The organism is Pseudomonas sp. P1_A1, from assembly GCF_056406935.1.
In genome coordinates this window covers 41796-55419 of sequence record NZ_JBFTZE010000014.1, presented here as the reverse complement: position 1 = coordinate 55419, position 13624 = coordinate 41796, and the positions used below count along the sequence as shown (strand labels likewise).

Genomic DNA, 13624 nt, shown 5'->3' with positions numbered 1-13624 from the left:
CGGACGCGTCGGCCATGGCAGACACCGGCATGCTCCCACCGTTGTTCGAGCGCCTCGCCGCCAGCGAGGCTGGCACCGTGCAGGCGTTCGATCGCCAGGGGCTGCTCGACTCTGTGCACACGGAGTTGCTGCGCCTGTTCAACACCCGACGCGGCTCACGTCCGCTGACCTCCCCGCCGAGCATTCTCGACTACGGCATCGCTGACTGGACTGCCTTGCAACAGCAGCGCAGCGATGACCGTCGTCAGTTGGCGCGGGAAGTGCGCGAGGCCATCAGCCATTTCGAACCGCGCCTGCAACTGGGCGAGGTCCAGGTCAATCCGGTCCCCGGCCATCCGCAGCAACTGAGCATTCGGCTACTGGGCGAGTTGCGCAGTGGCCAGCAGCACTGGCCCGTGGCCTTTGTCATCGAGCAGGCCAGCCATGGCCTTGAGGTGCGTCATGAGCGACTCGATTGACCCGCAATTGCTCGATTACTACCAACGCGAACTGACTTGGCTGCGCCACGCCGGGAGCGTTTTTGCCGAGCGTTATCCCAAGGTCGCCAGACGCCTGGAACTGTCCCCCGGTGAATGCCCCGACCCACATGTCGAGCGGCTACTTGAAGGTTTCGCCTTGCTCGCCGCACGCCTGCAACGACGGCTCGATGACGACTATGCCGAGTTCAGCGACGCCTTGCTCGAACAGCTGTACCCGTTGGCCATGCGGCCGTTGCCGTCCTGCGCGATCGTGCAGTTCGAGCCGGACCCGAGCAAGGGCAACCTGAACGATGGTTATCCGTTGCCACGGGACACACCGCTGTTCGTCACTACCAGCAAAGGCGAGAGCATCCACTTTCGCACCAGCGCCGCGGTTCGATTGTGGCCGGTGGAAATCAACGAAGCGCTGCTGCTGGGCAGCGACGAAGCCCAGGCCCTGACCGGTGTGGCGCAAGCGCGTTCGGCCCTGCGCCTGAGCCTGCGTTGCCTGGGTGAAAGCCAGTGGTCGACGCTGGCCATCAAACAATTGCGCGTGCACCTGGCCGCCTCGCCGGTGATCAACGCCTGCCTGTATGACCTGCTCGGCGCCCATGCCGTGAAGGTGCTGGCCGGACCAGTCGGCAGCGTACCCGTCGTGCTGAGCGGGTTGCCGCAGATCGTTGGCTTTGCAAGCGACGAAGTGCTGTTGCCAGACGAGGACGGCGTGCATCCAGGCATGCGCCTGCTCGCCGAGTACTTTGCGTTCCCGGACAAATTCAACTTCTTCGACATTCCACTGGCCGGCGCCGCCAGCGACAGCCAGACGTTGTACCTGTACATCGTGTTCGACCGCGCCCCGGCCAACCGCCTGCACCTTCAGGCCAGCGACTTCGCCCTGGGCTGCGCGCCGGTGATCAACCTGTTTCCCCGCACCTCGGAGCCCCTGCGCCCGGACGGTACCCGCAGCGAGTATCGTCTGGTCGCCGACAGCCACCGGGAAAACAGCGTCGAGATCCACAGCATCCGCGCCATGCGCGCCAGCTCCAGCCAGGGCGTGCAACGGGTGCCCGCGTATTACGGCAGCCAGCATATCGGCGGCGACAAACAGTGCTATTGGCATGCGCGACGGGTCAGCGGCATGACCCCGAATCGGCTGGGCACCGACCTGATGGTGAGCCTGGTGGACACCCGGCTCGATCCGCTGACCGAGGCCAGCGAATACAGCCTCACCGCCGAACTGCTGTGCACCAACCGGCACCTCGCCCAAAGCCTGCCCGCTGGCACGCCCCTGGGTTTCGAACGACCGGGGCCGGTGGCCTGGGCCCGTTTGCGCAACCCGCCGAGCCCGCAGAGTTTGCCGCGACTGGACGGCGAATCCCGTTGGCGGCTGGTGTCGCAACTGACCCTCAATCATTTATCACTGGTCGAGGGGCCGCAGGCGCTGGATGCCCTCAAGGAAATCCTCCAGTTGCACAACCTGCGTGACGAGGCCAGCGCCTTGCGGCAAATCGACGGCTTGTTGAGCCTCGGCTGCGAACGAGTGATCGCCCACGTCGGCGAAGACGCGTGGCGCGGCTGGCGCAATGGGCTGGAGGTTCAGCTGCAACTCGATCCGCAGCATTTCGTCGGCAGCAGCGCGGTGTTGTTTTCCGCGGTGCTGGCGCAGTTCTTTTCACTTTATGCCACGGCCAATCGCTTCGTGCGCACGGTTCTGGTCCAGTCAGACAAGGAGGTCAAGACATGGCAACCCCAAGCTGGCATGCCGCTGTCCCTCTGAGCCTGAGTCAGAAGCTGCGGCGCGATCCGCAGGCGTTCCAGTTACTGCAAGCATTGTTGCTGCTGGAGCGCGAACACCCGCAAGCCGAATCCCTGGGCAGCGGCACCGCCCCTCAAGCGGAAGCCTTGCGTCTGCGCGGGCCATTGACGCCGCTGTTTTCCGCCAGCGAAATCGAAAGCCTGACCCAGGACACGGGCCAGCCACCGACGCTCACGACGCCAGTGTTCGGCCTCGGCGGACCCGATGGCCCCCTGCCCTACGCCTATCAGGAATGGCTGCAACAACGGGCCCGCGCCAAGGACTATGCCCCGGCCGAATTCCTCGACCTGTTCCAGCATCGCTTGCTCAGCCTGCTATACAAGGTGATGCGCAAACACCGGATTGCGGTCGGCTTCACGGCGCCCGGCGCGTCGCCGGTGCAGGCGCAACTTCGGGCGCTGACCGGACTGTTGCCCAAAGCCTTGCAGGAACGGCAGGCCGTACCCGACTCTGCGGTACTGGCGTGCAGCGCGCTATTTGCCGACGGTCGTCGTTCCCTGGCCGGCTTCGCCGCGATCGTGCGTGAGCACTTCGAATTGCCGGTAGAGCTCAGTGCCTATGAAGGTGCCTGGCGGGAGATTCCGCCGGCCAGTCGCAGTCGCCTGCAACCGGGTGGGCGCAACCTGCAACTGGGTCGTAGCGCGGTGGCCGGCACTCGGGTCTGGGATGAACACGCCGGCATCCGCCTGACCCTCGGCCCGCTGACCTCGGCGCAGGCGGCGCGGTTTCTGCCGGACGGTGAAGCCCATCCGGCGCTGGCCAGTCTCAGCGCGCTGTATTTCGGCCCCGACCTGGATTGCACGCTGGTGCTGTTGGTGCGCGGTGCCAGTCCGATGAAACTCGGTCGTCAGGCCCCGGCCTTGCTCAGTTGGAACGGCGGCCTGCAACGCCAGACCAGCCTTGCCGTGCAACGGATCGAAACCCGCCTTCGTCAGCTGGAGATCACCTGAACATGGAACTGGCCAGCCTGATCGGACGCCTCAACCCGGACAACCGCCGCGCCCTGGAACGGGCCGCGCAGCGCTGCCTGCAACGGGGTCATCATTACGTCGAAATCGAGCACTTGCTGCTTGAATTGCTGGACATCGAGGGCGGTGACTTCGCCTGGCTGCTGCCGCGTTTCGGTCTGGAGCGCGATGCCCTGACGGCAGAAATCAACAAGGCCCTGGAACTGTTCAAATCCGGCAGCACCCGCACCCCGGCGCTCTCGGCGCACACCATCGGCCTGCTTGAAGATGCGGTGGTTCAGGCCAGTGTGCTTGGCCTGGAGAGCATCCGCTCCGGCTTGCTGCTGCTGGCCCTGCTCGACCGTGATGAACGTCGCAGTTTGCTGCTCAATAGTGCCTCGTCGCTGTTGAAAATTCCACGGGAAGCCTTGCGCAGCAATTTGCTGGAGTGGACCGAAAACTCACGCGAACACGTTGGCGGCACGCGGCCGGTCAGTGCCAGCCATCCGCAACCGAAACAGGATTCAGTGCTCGACCAGTTCACCCAGGACCTGACCGCCGATGCCCACGCCGGGCGCATCGACCCCATCGTCGGCCGCGACGGCGAGATTCGTCAGTGCATCGACATCCTGCTCAGGCGTCGGCAAAACAACCCGATCCTGGTCGGCGCGCCGGGGGTGGGCAAGACGGCGGTGGTCGAAGGCCTGGCCTTACGCATTGCCGCCGGGGATGTGCCGCCGTCGTTGCAGGAAGTCAGCCTGCGGGTACTCGACCTCGGCCTGTTGCAAGCTGGCGCCGGGGTCAAGGGCGAGTTCGAGCAACGCCTCAAAGGCGTGATCGACGCGGTGCGCAGCGCCGACAAACCAATCATTCTGTTCATCGACGAAGCCCACACCCTGATTGGCGCTGGCGGTGCGGAGGGCGGCAGCGACGCGGCCAATCTGCTCAAACCGGCGCTGGCCCGTGGCGAGTTGCGCACCCTGGCCGCGACCACCTGGCTTGAGTACAAAAAATACTTCGAGAAAGACCCAGCCCTCGCCCGGCGTTTTCAGTTGGTGCAAGTCGAGGAGCCGGACGAAATCACCGCCGTGGAAATGCTCCGTGGCGTGGCCGCGAAACTCGAACAACACCACGGCGTGCAGGTGCTGGACGCGGCGATCCACGAAGCGGTGAAACTGTCCCACCGCTACATCTCCGGGCGCCAGTTACCGGACAAGGCCATCAGCGTGCTCGACACCGCGTGTGCCCGGGTCGCCCTCGGCCAGCACGACGTGCCGCCACCGCTGGAAAGCCTGCGCCATCGCCAACAGAGCCTCAAGGACGAAATCGAACGCCTGCGTCGCGAACAGGCCACCGGGCTCGATCACCGTGAACGCATCACGCTGCTGGAGACCGAATCCGTGGGTAACGTGCAGGCCATTCGCGAACTGGAAACCCGCTGGAACGAAGAACGGATTGCCGTGCGCGAACTGCTGGAAACCCGTCGCGAATTACTCACCTTGAGCGAGCGCGCCGACAACGACAAACCGGACGAAGCCACCGACAGCCGCATCGATCATCTGGCCGCCGAACTGGTGCGCCTGGAGGCCGGGCTGGATGCCATTCGCCAGGACGATCCGCTGGTGCCGGAGCAGGTCGACGGCAAAACCGTGGCCGCGGTGATCGCCGGCTGGACCGGCATCCCGGTGGGCAAGATRCTCGCCGACGAAGCCCACGCCGTGCGCACCCTCGGCCAGCGCATGGGTCTGCGGGTGATGGGCCAGAGCACCGCGCTGAACACCATTGCCCAACGCCTGCAAGCTTACCGCGCCGGCCTCACCGACCCGCAAAAACCGGTCGGCGTGTTCCTGCTGGTCGGCCCCACCGGCGTCGGAAAGACCGAAACCGCTTACGCCCTGGCCGACGCGCTGTATGGCGGCGAACGCAACCTGATCAGCATCAACCTTTCCGAATACCAGGAAGCCCACACCGTCAGCCAACTCAAAGGCGCCCCGCCCGGCTACGTCGGCTACGGCAGTGGCGGTGTACTCACCGAAGCGGTGCGGCGCAAACCCTATTCGGTGGTGCTGCTCGACGAAATCGAAAAGGCCCACCCGGACGTGCTCGAAGCCTTCTACAACGTCTTCGACAAAGGCGTGATGGAAGACGGTACCGGGCTGGTGGTGGACTTCAAAAACACCGTAATGCTCGCCACTAGCAACGTCGGGGCTGAGTTACTACTCGACACACCGACCGCGCAACTGGGCACCGATGCCTTCAACGAAGCGCTGCATCACGTGCTACTGAAAGCCTTTCGCCCGGCGTTTCTGGCGCGCATGACAGTGGTGGCATATCGGCCGCTGGATGAAGCGACGCTGGAAGGAATTGTGTTGGCGAAGCTGGAGAAATTGCGTGGGCGCTACAAGGCTGCGACCGGAAAGCAGTTCGAGTTCGATGCCGGAATTGTGCAGGCGGTGTTGGCCAAGTGCAGTGCTGCGGGTGCGAGGGATGTTGAGAATGTGTTGATGACGCAGGTGACGGGGAAGTTGGCGGAGTGGGTGTTGGAGTGAGTGCTCTATCGGCCTCGGGATTGGGGCCAAAGCTAAGGCACACCATAATAGGAAGGAACAACCGGCATGGCCAAGTACATCGTCTACGATCGTGAATCCAATAGCATTCTGATCACCGCCGTAAAACCACCGGACACTGTCAGCGAGGTAATGTCTCTTGGAGGTTTCAACCTGCCGGCGTGGTTCCGGGAGGCTGATAGAGAGCAGTTCAACCAGATAAAACCGCTGATGAAGCTCCGCAGCACCGCACTGTTAAAAGATATCGAGTGGCTGTCGAGTGATTTGATCGTCAGATACCCAGGTTCGGGTTTCATCTCCCTGGGGGCCAGCCCGAAACTGGTCAAGTGGCGGATGAAACAGAAAGGCGCAATCATTAAATCCGTCGGCGTCAGCAGCATCAAGGCAAACGTCGCGGCCCCCGACGCATTTACGGTATACCTGACCGGCAAACTGGCCACATTGCCAAAAAACAAACCCATTGTCGTGTTCGACTTTGTCGACAGTGGCGCTAGCCTTTATCAAATCAAGAAGAACCTTGAGGCCATCGTTCCCGAGACGCCGATCAAGACCGTCGCGATCGGCCGCGCGCCTGCCCTGCTAACCGAAGTTAATAAACCATACAAGGACGACCTGGATCACATTTACCATGAACACATCGCCATATTGAGCGGGTTACTGCTTACCCAGTCGATAAAAAATACATTAGGTCGGGCGAAAGGGAAAAACCCGTTTGCCACGTGGTCGTTAGCCAATCGCACAGCAGATGCAAGCGCTGAAAAATTTCAGGCGGCGAAGACCCTGCACCTTCGGGCATTTGCTGCCGGGCCATTCAGTTTCGCCGCTGGTGATGCGCTCGCCATCGCCGAAACCTTTGCCGAAGAAAATCCCCCAGCCGAAGATGATGATGCTGATTTCATGGATTGAGAACGGCGACATGTGTGGCAAACCGGGGCTAAATAAACCGGTCCCTGTTCAGTCTGTCGAAAGCGACTAAAAAGATGAATGTTTACGTACATATCAGGAGCTCAGATGACCACTTGCTACTTTGCCCTCATGCAGCGTCATCCTTTTCGAAAACAAGGTGACAGTGTTCCCGACGAATCGTACTCTCAGCCTGAGATACGAGTCCAACAAATTGAAGAAATGATTAACAACGCCGAGATTGCGTTCGCTGGAAGCGGCCACCCCCAACCCGAGGTAAAAATAGCAATATGTCCAGAGCATTTCCTGGCACGACAACACGGTAAAAAAATATCAAGCCCTTCCGACGGCCGTTACTTCAATGAGATAAGTGAAGTAATTCCTATCCTCCAACAACTTACCTTAATCAGTAAAAGCCGCCCGGACTGGCTTATTATTCCCGGCAGCATCACCGTTTTCGCGATAGAACCTCAAGTAGGAAGCAGCATCGCTCCACACATGATTTATACAGACGAAATGGTCAAACGAACAAATAGCGTCAGCCCGAATGCGACCCGGCAAAACGCCTCACTAAAAACAGAGCTTGAGGCCACGCAGGCGTTCATCAGCAAACGGCCGGACAGATTATTTCGCCCGTGCTACAACGTCGCCCCTATTTATTTGGCCGGAAAAATAATAAAAATCTGGCGCAAAAAGTACGAGGCCTTTGGAGACAGAGGTAGCCTCGATGTAATCGGATCGGGATCAGAGTCTGGTTATTTCCCAATGAGTACCGGAAGCGCCGTTTTTGAGCATAAGGGTTTGACAATAGGCGTAGAGATTTGTGTAGAACATGAACATGGCTTGTTGAAAGCTGAAGCACCGGCCGGACTTGATCTGCACATCATCATCTCAAACGAAGTCTATCCTTTTTTAGAGCATGCCTCACTTAAAGAGAACGGTGCACTGGTTCACGTAGATACCAATACCACCGGCGTATATCGAAAAAATGAATTAGTCAGCTCTGACAGGCCCGACACATTTCAAGCGAAAAATATTGGCGAACAGAAAACTCACTTTATCCGACAGACCGTTGGCGTGGAGGCTGCCCTTAACCTGAATGTCGGCCCGTAAAGATTGTCCGTTTGTTTTGATGAAAAAACGCCGCCGTCTTTTTGTCGAAAAAACAGGAGCATTGCAACATGAGAATCGCCAGTTTCAACATCGAGAAAAACGGAAAATCCTCGACTTTGGACAAGCAGGCACAAGTTGAGTTTTTTATCAGCAAGTGCTGTTCAGGCGATGACTGGAACGCGGACATTGTTTTTCTATGCGAAATACATTCAGCCCAGACGGACAATTACGCGTCATACCTGGCCAGCGTCTATCCCCATTACCGCGTTTGCCCTTTCACCGGTGGCTACTCAAACGGCTACATCGTCATGGTCAAAAGTTTTGAAGCGTTGCAAGTGTGCAGTCAAGGCAGTCTGCATGGTTTGAATCGGGATCTGATTGCCGTCGAAGCTGCCGGTGTGGACGGCTACACCGGTTATGTATTTCTGGCGCATTTCAAATCAGGCCAGACCGGGCTGACCAAAAGCCAACTCAAATCCTGTACCGCCCTAGGTGGGAACTGGGTCGCCACGGGCGACTTGAATATGGAATATCAAAATGTCGGGCAACTCGATACAGCAGGGCTCGCATACGAATGCTGGGGAGGTCGACAGACCCAAAGCAAGGGCGGAATCCTGGACTGGGTACTGGCTTCGGTTGATGTGCAAGTCGTCCCGGTTGACATCACCCACTTGGACACCGTGTTTGATATGAGCGGCCCCGATCATCGCCCTATTCTTTTTGATGTCAGAACCTGAAAAGAGGTCGCTTGATGCCCCGCACTACCGACAGCAACACCAGCCTTTCCCTCACCGCCGCCTCGCTGTCGGCGCTTTACCCTGAGTCGCTATTCGGCGAAGAAACCCTGAACGCTCTGGGCTCGCAAATCCTGAACGGCCTCAACGACGGCACCTCACTCATCCTCACCACCGCCATCGCTACCCACGTCACCACCACCCTGCACAACGACGCCCTCAGCCGCCCGATGGACGCTCTGGTCGCCGAAATCCGCCAACTCCCCGCCGACGCCACCGCCGAACGCTATCAGCTTGTATTAAGGCCATGGCTCTGGTGGCTGACCCTGGCCAGCAACAATCGCGTGTTCCAGAACCTCAGCACCTCGGACATCGTCACCACGATTTTCAAGGCCCACGCCTTCACCGACTTCAAGCTCTCACTCACCGGCAGCTACACCCCACGCGAATACTGCGTGCAGTATGGCGAAACCGATTTCGCGTTCGTGTCACGGTTGCTGGAGGAAGACGGGATTTTCTGGTTCTTCACCCACGAGGATGGCAAGCACACGCTGGTGTTGGGCGACAGCAACGAGGCGTTCGTACCGATCCCCAACGGGCCGAAGGTGAGCTATCTCGGTCAGCAGTTGGGCGAACGTGAATTGCATGGCATTCGTTCCGGACAGGTCTGCGTGCAGGCGGTGGCCGGGGTGTACCGGGCGACGGATTACGAGTTCACCACACCGACCACGTCACTCTACGGCCAGGCCGAAGCGGTGGCCGGGCCGCGTTCGATGTACGAGCATCCGGGCGGTTACAACGCCAAGGCGCGCGGCGATGCATTGACCAAGCAGCGGGTCGACGGCTTGCGCAGTCAGGAGAAACGCTTTGTCGGTGAAAGCGACTGCCGCTGGCTGGTGCCGGGGCACTGGTTCACCCTGGCTGGGCATGATGACCCGACATTGAATATCGATTGGGTGGTGACAGCAGTCACTCACGAAGCCAGTCACGACAGCTATCGCGATCGCTTCGAGGCAATCCCCAAGGCCACGCCGTACCGCCCGGAACGCATCACCCCCAAACCGCGCATGCACCCGCAAACGGCAATTGTCGTCGGCAAGGCGGGCGAAGAAATCTGGACCGACGAATACGGCCGGATCAAGTTGCAGTTCCCGTGGGACCGCGATGGCAAGAACGACGAAGCCAGTTCCTGCTGGGTGCGGGTGGTGCTGCCCTGGAGCGGCAAGGGTTTCGGCATGCAGTTCGTGCCACGCATCGGCCAGGAAGTGATCGTGACCTTTATCGACGGCGACCCGGATCGACCGCTGGTGACCGGTTGCGTCTACAACGGCGATAACGCCCTACCCTATGCGCTACCGGCCAATCAGACCCAGTCCGGGATCAAGACCCAATCGTCCAAGGGTGGCGGCGGTTTCAACGAGTTGCGTTTCGAGGACAAGAAGGATGCAGAAGAGGTGTTTTTGCAGGCGCAGAAAGACCTGAAGATCAACGTGCTCAACGACACCACCGCCACAGTCGGCCATGACGAAACCCTGACCGTACAGAACGCCCGCACCCGCACGGTGAAGGACGGTGACGAGACCGTGACCCTGGAGAAAGGCAAACGCAGCGTGACCATCCAGACCGGCAGCGACTCGCTCGATGTGAAAGACAGCCGCACGGTGACCGTGGGCGCTGATCAGACCCACAGTACCGGCGGCAATTACACGCACAAGGTCACCGGTGATTACAGCCTGACGGTAGACGGCAACCTGACCATCAAAGTGACCGGCAGCCTGACCCTGCAAAGCGGCGGCAGTTTCTCGATCAAGAGCGGCGCCGATCTGGCGGCCGAGGCCAGTACTTCGATCAGTCAGAAGGCCGGGACCTCTCTGAGCAATCAGGCTGGCACCTCGCTGGAGAACAAGGCCGGTACGACCATGACCAACGATGCCGGGATCAGCCTGACCAACAAGGGCGCCGCTTCGCAGACCGTGGATGGTGGCGGCATGCTGACCATCAAGGGTGGTCTGGTGCAGGTCAACTGATCAGGAGAACCCATGGCCATCACACCGCTGGATTTGCAGCAGAACGATAAACAACTCAAAGGGCGCTTGCTCGATGGCCAGCTCGACGGTGCGCTGCACATCAAGGATGACGGGCGCGCGCAGGCTGATTTGCACTACAACCGAGGCGAGCTGCAAGGCACCACCCTGCTCTACCACCCCAATGGCAAGGTCTCGGCGCAGTTGCCGTTTGTGCGTGACAAGCTGCAGGGGGTTGCCAGTTTCTATGCCCCCGAAGGCAGTCTGCAGCGCAAGGCGACTTATCGCCGAGGGCTGTTGCATGGCGAGGCGTTCAATTATTTTCCCGATGGGCAACTGGCGGAGGTCGAGTTTTACCGCGACGGTGTGCGTGACGGGCGCTATCAACGCTTTCATCCCAACGGCAAGCCGGCCGTCGAGGCTCGGTATCTCAACGGTCAATTGCTGGAACCGGAACAGGGCTTCGCCAGCGACGGACGACCATTGGATGCCGACGGCAAGCCGATCTCACGAGTGCGCTGGTGGTTCAGGCGCTGGAGCGATCCCGAGCAGGCCTAAGCTCTGTTGTGGGCGATCAGGGAATCAGCATCTGCATTTGCCCCGGCATCACGATTTTGATCACGCCGGCCCAGTTGCACATCAAGGTGCTGTTGGCATCGATGGCCGGCATGCCGCCCAGCAGCAGGGTCGGCGCGCCGCCGGGGATCCACGGGGTGGCGGTGGCCGGGATGCACGGCATCGGCGTCAGCACGCCAAGCGCTGCGGCGGTGGCGGCCGCGACCATTGGGTTGGCCATGCTCATGCAGGTGCCGAACGGCATGACGTTCACCAGCGGAATGTGATCCATGATGTTCGCCGCCGGCATGCCCCCGGTCATTGTGCGGTTCACCGGCAGCACGTTGAGTACCGCCGGCGCCGCGCCGAAACTGCATTGCAGGGTCGCGGTGGCGCAAACTTGCGGACAGCCCATGTCGAATCTCCTTCCTGGAAGCTACGCTCCCTGAACCATAGCCCGCCGCGCCTGTTCGCGCACATCAGGAACGCTGATTATCCGGCAACACGCTAACCTATAAGACCGTGCCGCGCTTGTGGCCACCCCAGCACGCCATTAGATTAGCCAATGATGTCTGGCCTCCAAAATAAGCAGAAGGGATAAGCATGGCGCTTACTGACCAGTCCACCCGTATCCGCTCCGGCGAAGAACTCGATGCCAGCCTGATCGATCCATACCTCAAGGCGCACATTCCGGGCCTGAGTGGCTTGCCTGTGATCAGCCAGTTTCCGGGCGGTGCGTCGAACCTGACTTACCTGCTGGAATACCCCGAACAGGAATTCGTCCTGCGTCGGCCGCCGTTCGGCCACAAGGCCAAGTCCGCCCACGACATGGGCCGCGAATTTCGCATCCTCAATCAGCTGCGGGACGGTTTTCCCTACTGCCCCAAAGCCTATGTGCACTGCACCGACGAATCGGTGATCGGCGCCGAGTTCTATGTGATGGAACGGGTCAAGGGCATCATCCTGCGCGCCGAACTGCCGCCGGAACTGGGCCTGGATTCGGCGAAAACCGAAACCCTGTGCAAGAGCTTCATCGACAAGTTCGTCGAACTGCACCGGGTCGACTACAAGGCCTATGGCCTGGGTGATCTCGGTAAACCCGAAGGTTATGTCGCGCGGCAAATCAAAGGCTGGAGCGAGCGCTACGAAAAAGCCCTGACCCCGGACGCGCCGAAGTGGGAAGCGGTAAAGGCCTGGCTGAACGACAAGATGCCGGCCGATCACCCGACGTCGAGCATCGTCCACAACGATTACCGCTTCGACAACGTGATCCTCGACCCGAACAACCCGATGCAGATCATCGGCGTGCTGGATTGGGAGCTGACCACCCTCGGTGACCCGTTGATGGACCTGGGCAACACCCTCGCCTACTGGATCGAAGCCGACGACCCGGCACCGGTGCAACTGATGCGCCGCCAGCCAAGCCACGCCCCCGGCATGCTGACCCGCCGCGAATTCGTCGATTACTACGCCGAGCGTGCCGGCATCCAGATCGACAATTTCGACTTCTACTACACCTATGGCCTGTTCCGTCTGGCCGGCATCGTGCAGCAGATCTACTACCGCTTCTTCCATGGTCAGACCCAGGACAAACGCTTCGCACAGTTCATTCACATGAACAAACTGCTGGAGCAGATGAGCTTGCAGGTCATTCAGAAATCCAGCCTCTGATCAGGCCCCATAACAAGGAAAAATCATGTCCAAGACTCAGTTGTTCGACCTCGACGGCAAGATCGCTTTCGTCTCAGGTGCCAGTCGCGGCATCGGTGAAGCCATCGCCAAACTGCTGGCGCAGCAAGGTGCCCACGTGATCGTTTCGAGCCGCAAGCTCGACGGCTGCCAACACGTCGCCGACGCGATCATCGCCGCCGGCGGCAAGGCCACCGCCATTGCCTGCCACATCGGTGAGATGGAACAGATCACCCAGGTCTTCGCCGCCATCCGCGAACAATTCGGGCGTCTGGACATCCTGGTCAACAACGCCGCGACCAACCCGCAGTTCTGCAACGTGCTGGACACCGACCTCAGCGCCTTCCAGAAAACCGTCGACGTGAACATTCGCGGCTACTTCTTCATGTCGGTGGAAGCCGGCAAGCTGATGCGCGAACACGGCGGCGGCAGCATCATCAACGTCGCCTCGATCAACGGCATCTCACCGGGGATCTTCCAGGGCATCTACTCGGTGACCAAGGCAGCGGTGATCAACATGACCAAGGTGTTCGCCAAGGAATGCGCGCAGTTCGGCATTCGCTGCAACGCCCTGCTTCCGGGTTTGACCGACACCAAGTTTGCTTCGGCGCTGGTGAAGAACGACGCGATTCTACAAACCGCGCTGCAGCAGATTCCGCTCAAGCGCGTGGCAGATCCGAGTGAAATGGCCGGTGCGGTGTTGTACCTGGCGAGTGATGCTTCCAGCTATACGACCGGGGTTTCGTTGAATGTGGATGGCGGGTTCCTGTCCTGATTCGGTTTTGCGAATAAACCAAAGGCAGCCTCAGGGTTGCCTT

Annotated in this window: 12 protein-coding genes; 11 read left to right on the top strand and 1 reads right to left on the bottom strand. The window is 60.2% G+C overall.

Going from position 1 to position 13624, the window contains the following annotated elements:
• The first annotated feature begins 14 nt into the window (after positions 1–14).
• The 9 genes from tssE (at position 15) to AC1D2Q_RS20410 (ending at position 11120) form a co-directional block, all read left to right on the top strand.
• Positions 15–458, top strand: coding sequence for a type VI secretion system baseplate subunit TssE (gene tssE / locus AC1D2Q_RS20450; protein WP_477814352.1), 444 nt, complete (start codon positions 15–17; stop codon positions 456–458).
• Positions 442–2235 carry a type VI secretion system baseplate subunit TssF gene (gene tssF, locus AC1D2Q_RS20445; RefSeq protein WP_477814351.1) on the top strand — a complete coding sequence of 598 codons (1794 nt, stop codon included), beginning with the start codon at positions 442–444 and terminating at the stop codon, positions 2233–2235. Before tssE ends, tssF begins: the two co-directional genes overlap by 17 nt.
• On the top strand, positions 2199–3224 hold the full coding sequence (gene tssG, locus AC1D2Q_RS20440; RefSeq protein ID WP_477814350.1) for a type VI secretion system baseplate subunit TssG: 1026 nt from the start codon (positions 2199–2201) through the stop codon (positions 3222–3224). The genes tssF and tssG overlap by 37 nt, the downstream gene beginning before the upstream one ends.
• 2 nt (positions 3225–3226) lie before the next feature.
• Complete coding sequence (gene tssH / locus AC1D2Q_RS20435) at positions 3227–5770, top strand: type VI secretion system ATPase TssH (RefSeq protein WP_477814349.1); 2544 nt, start codon at positions 3227–3229, stop codon at positions 5768–5770.
• 66 nt (positions 5771–5836) lie between these two features.
• Positions 5837–6694, top strand: coding sequence for a hypothetical protein (locus tag AC1D2Q_RS20430; protein WP_477814348.1), 858 nt, complete (start codon positions 5837–5839; stop codon positions 6692–6694).
• Between the two features lie 105 nt (positions 6695–6799).
• On the top strand, positions 6800–7804 hold the full coding sequence (locus AC1D2Q_RS20425) for a hypothetical protein (protein ID WP_477814347.1): 1005 nt from the start codon (positions 6800–6802) through the stop codon (positions 7802–7804).
• A 68-nt stretch (positions 7805–7872) separates the two neighbouring features.
• The gene (locus tag AC1D2Q_RS20420; RefSeq protein WP_477814346.1) at positions 7873–8541 is read left to right on the top strand and encodes an endonuclease/exonuclease/phosphatase family protein; all 669 of its coding nucleotides are present in this window, start codon (positions 7873–7875) and stop codon (positions 8539–8541) included.
• A gap of 14 nt (positions 8542–8555) precedes the next feature.
• On the top strand, positions 8556–10565 hold the full coding sequence (locus AC1D2Q_RS20415; protein WP_477814345.1) for a type VI secretion system Vgr family protein: 2010 nt from the start codon (positions 8556–8558) through the stop codon (positions 10563–10565).
• 12 nt (positions 10566–10577) lie between these two features.
• Positions 10578–11120, top strand: coding sequence for a toxin-antitoxin system YwqK family antitoxin (locus tag AC1D2Q_RS20410; protein WP_305412456.1), 543 nt, complete (start codon positions 10578–10580; stop codon positions 11118–11120).
• A gap of 16 nt (positions 11121–11136) precedes the next feature.
• On the opposite strand, the gene AC1D2Q_RS20405 is transcribed toward AC1D2Q_RS20410, so the two are convergent.
• The gene (locus AC1D2Q_RS20405) at positions 11137–11532 is read right to left on the bottom strand and encodes a DUF4280 domain-containing protein (RefSeq protein ID WP_018929674.1); all 396 of its coding nucleotides are present in this window, start codon (positions 11530–11532) and stop codon (positions 11137–11139) included.
• Positions 11533–11720: 188 nt separating this feature from the next.
• On the opposite strand from AC1D2Q_RS20405, the gene AC1D2Q_RS20400 reads away from it, so the two are divergent.
• Together AC1D2Q_RS20400 and AC1D2Q_RS20395 are read left to right on the top strand one after the other, a co-directional pair.
• Positions 11721–12788 carry a phosphotransferase family protein gene (locus tag AC1D2Q_RS20400; RefSeq protein WP_305412454.1) on the top strand — a complete coding sequence of 356 codons (1068 nt, stop codon included), beginning with the start codon at positions 11721–11723 and terminating at the stop codon, positions 12786–12788.
• Between the two features lie 25 nt (positions 12789–12813).
• The gene (locus AC1D2Q_RS20395; RefSeq protein ID WP_052964181.1) at positions 12814–13581 is read left to right on the top strand and encodes an SDR family oxidoreductase; all 768 of its coding nucleotides are present in this window, start codon (positions 12814–12816) and stop codon (positions 13579–13581) included.
• Positions 13582–13624: the final 43 nt, after the last annotated feature.

Bases quoted from the DNA above. Each gene is read 5' to 3' on its own strand.
- tssE (WP_477814352.1), top strand. From the start codon at position 15: ATGGCAGACACCGGCATGCTCCCACCGTTGTTCGAGCGCCTCGCCGCC.
- tssF (WP_477814351.1), top strand. From the start codon at position 442: ATGAGCGACTCGATTGACCCGCAATTGCTCGATTACTACCAACGCGAA.
- tssG (WP_477814350.1), top strand. From the start codon at position 2,199: ATGGCAACCCCAAGCTGGCATGCCGCTGTCCCTCTGAGCCTGAGTCAG.
- AC1D2Q_RS20430 (WP_477814348.1), top strand. From the start codon at position 5,837: ATGGCCAAGTACATCGTCTACGATCGTGAATCCAATAGCATTCTGATC.
- AC1D2Q_RS20425 (WP_477814347.1), top strand. From the start codon at position 6,800: ATGACCACTTGCTACTTTGCCCTCATGCAGCGTCATCCTTTTCGAAAA.
- AC1D2Q_RS20420 (WP_477814346.1), top strand. From the start codon at position 7,873: ATGAGAATCGCCAGTTTCAACATCGAGAAAAACGGAAAATCCTCGACT.
- AC1D2Q_RS20415 (WP_477814345.1), top strand. From the start codon at position 8,556: ATGCCCCGCACTACCGACAGCAACACCAGCCTTTCCCTCACCGCCGCC.
- AC1D2Q_RS20410 (WP_305412456.1), top strand. From the start codon at position 10,578: ATGGCCATCACACCGCTGGATTTGCAGCAGAACGATAAACAACTCAAA.
- AC1D2Q_RS20405 (WP_018929674.1), bottom strand. From the start codon at position 11,532: ATGGGCTGTCCGCAAGTTTGCGCCACCGCGACCCTGCAATGCAGTTTC.
- AC1D2Q_RS20400 (WP_305412454.1), top strand. From the start codon at position 11,721: ATGGCGCTTACTGACCAGTCCACCCGTATCCGCTCCGGCGAAGAACTC.
- AC1D2Q_RS20395 (WP_052964181.1), top strand. From the start codon at position 12,814: ATGTCCAAGACTCAGTTGTTCGACCTCGACGGCAAGATCGCTTTCGTC.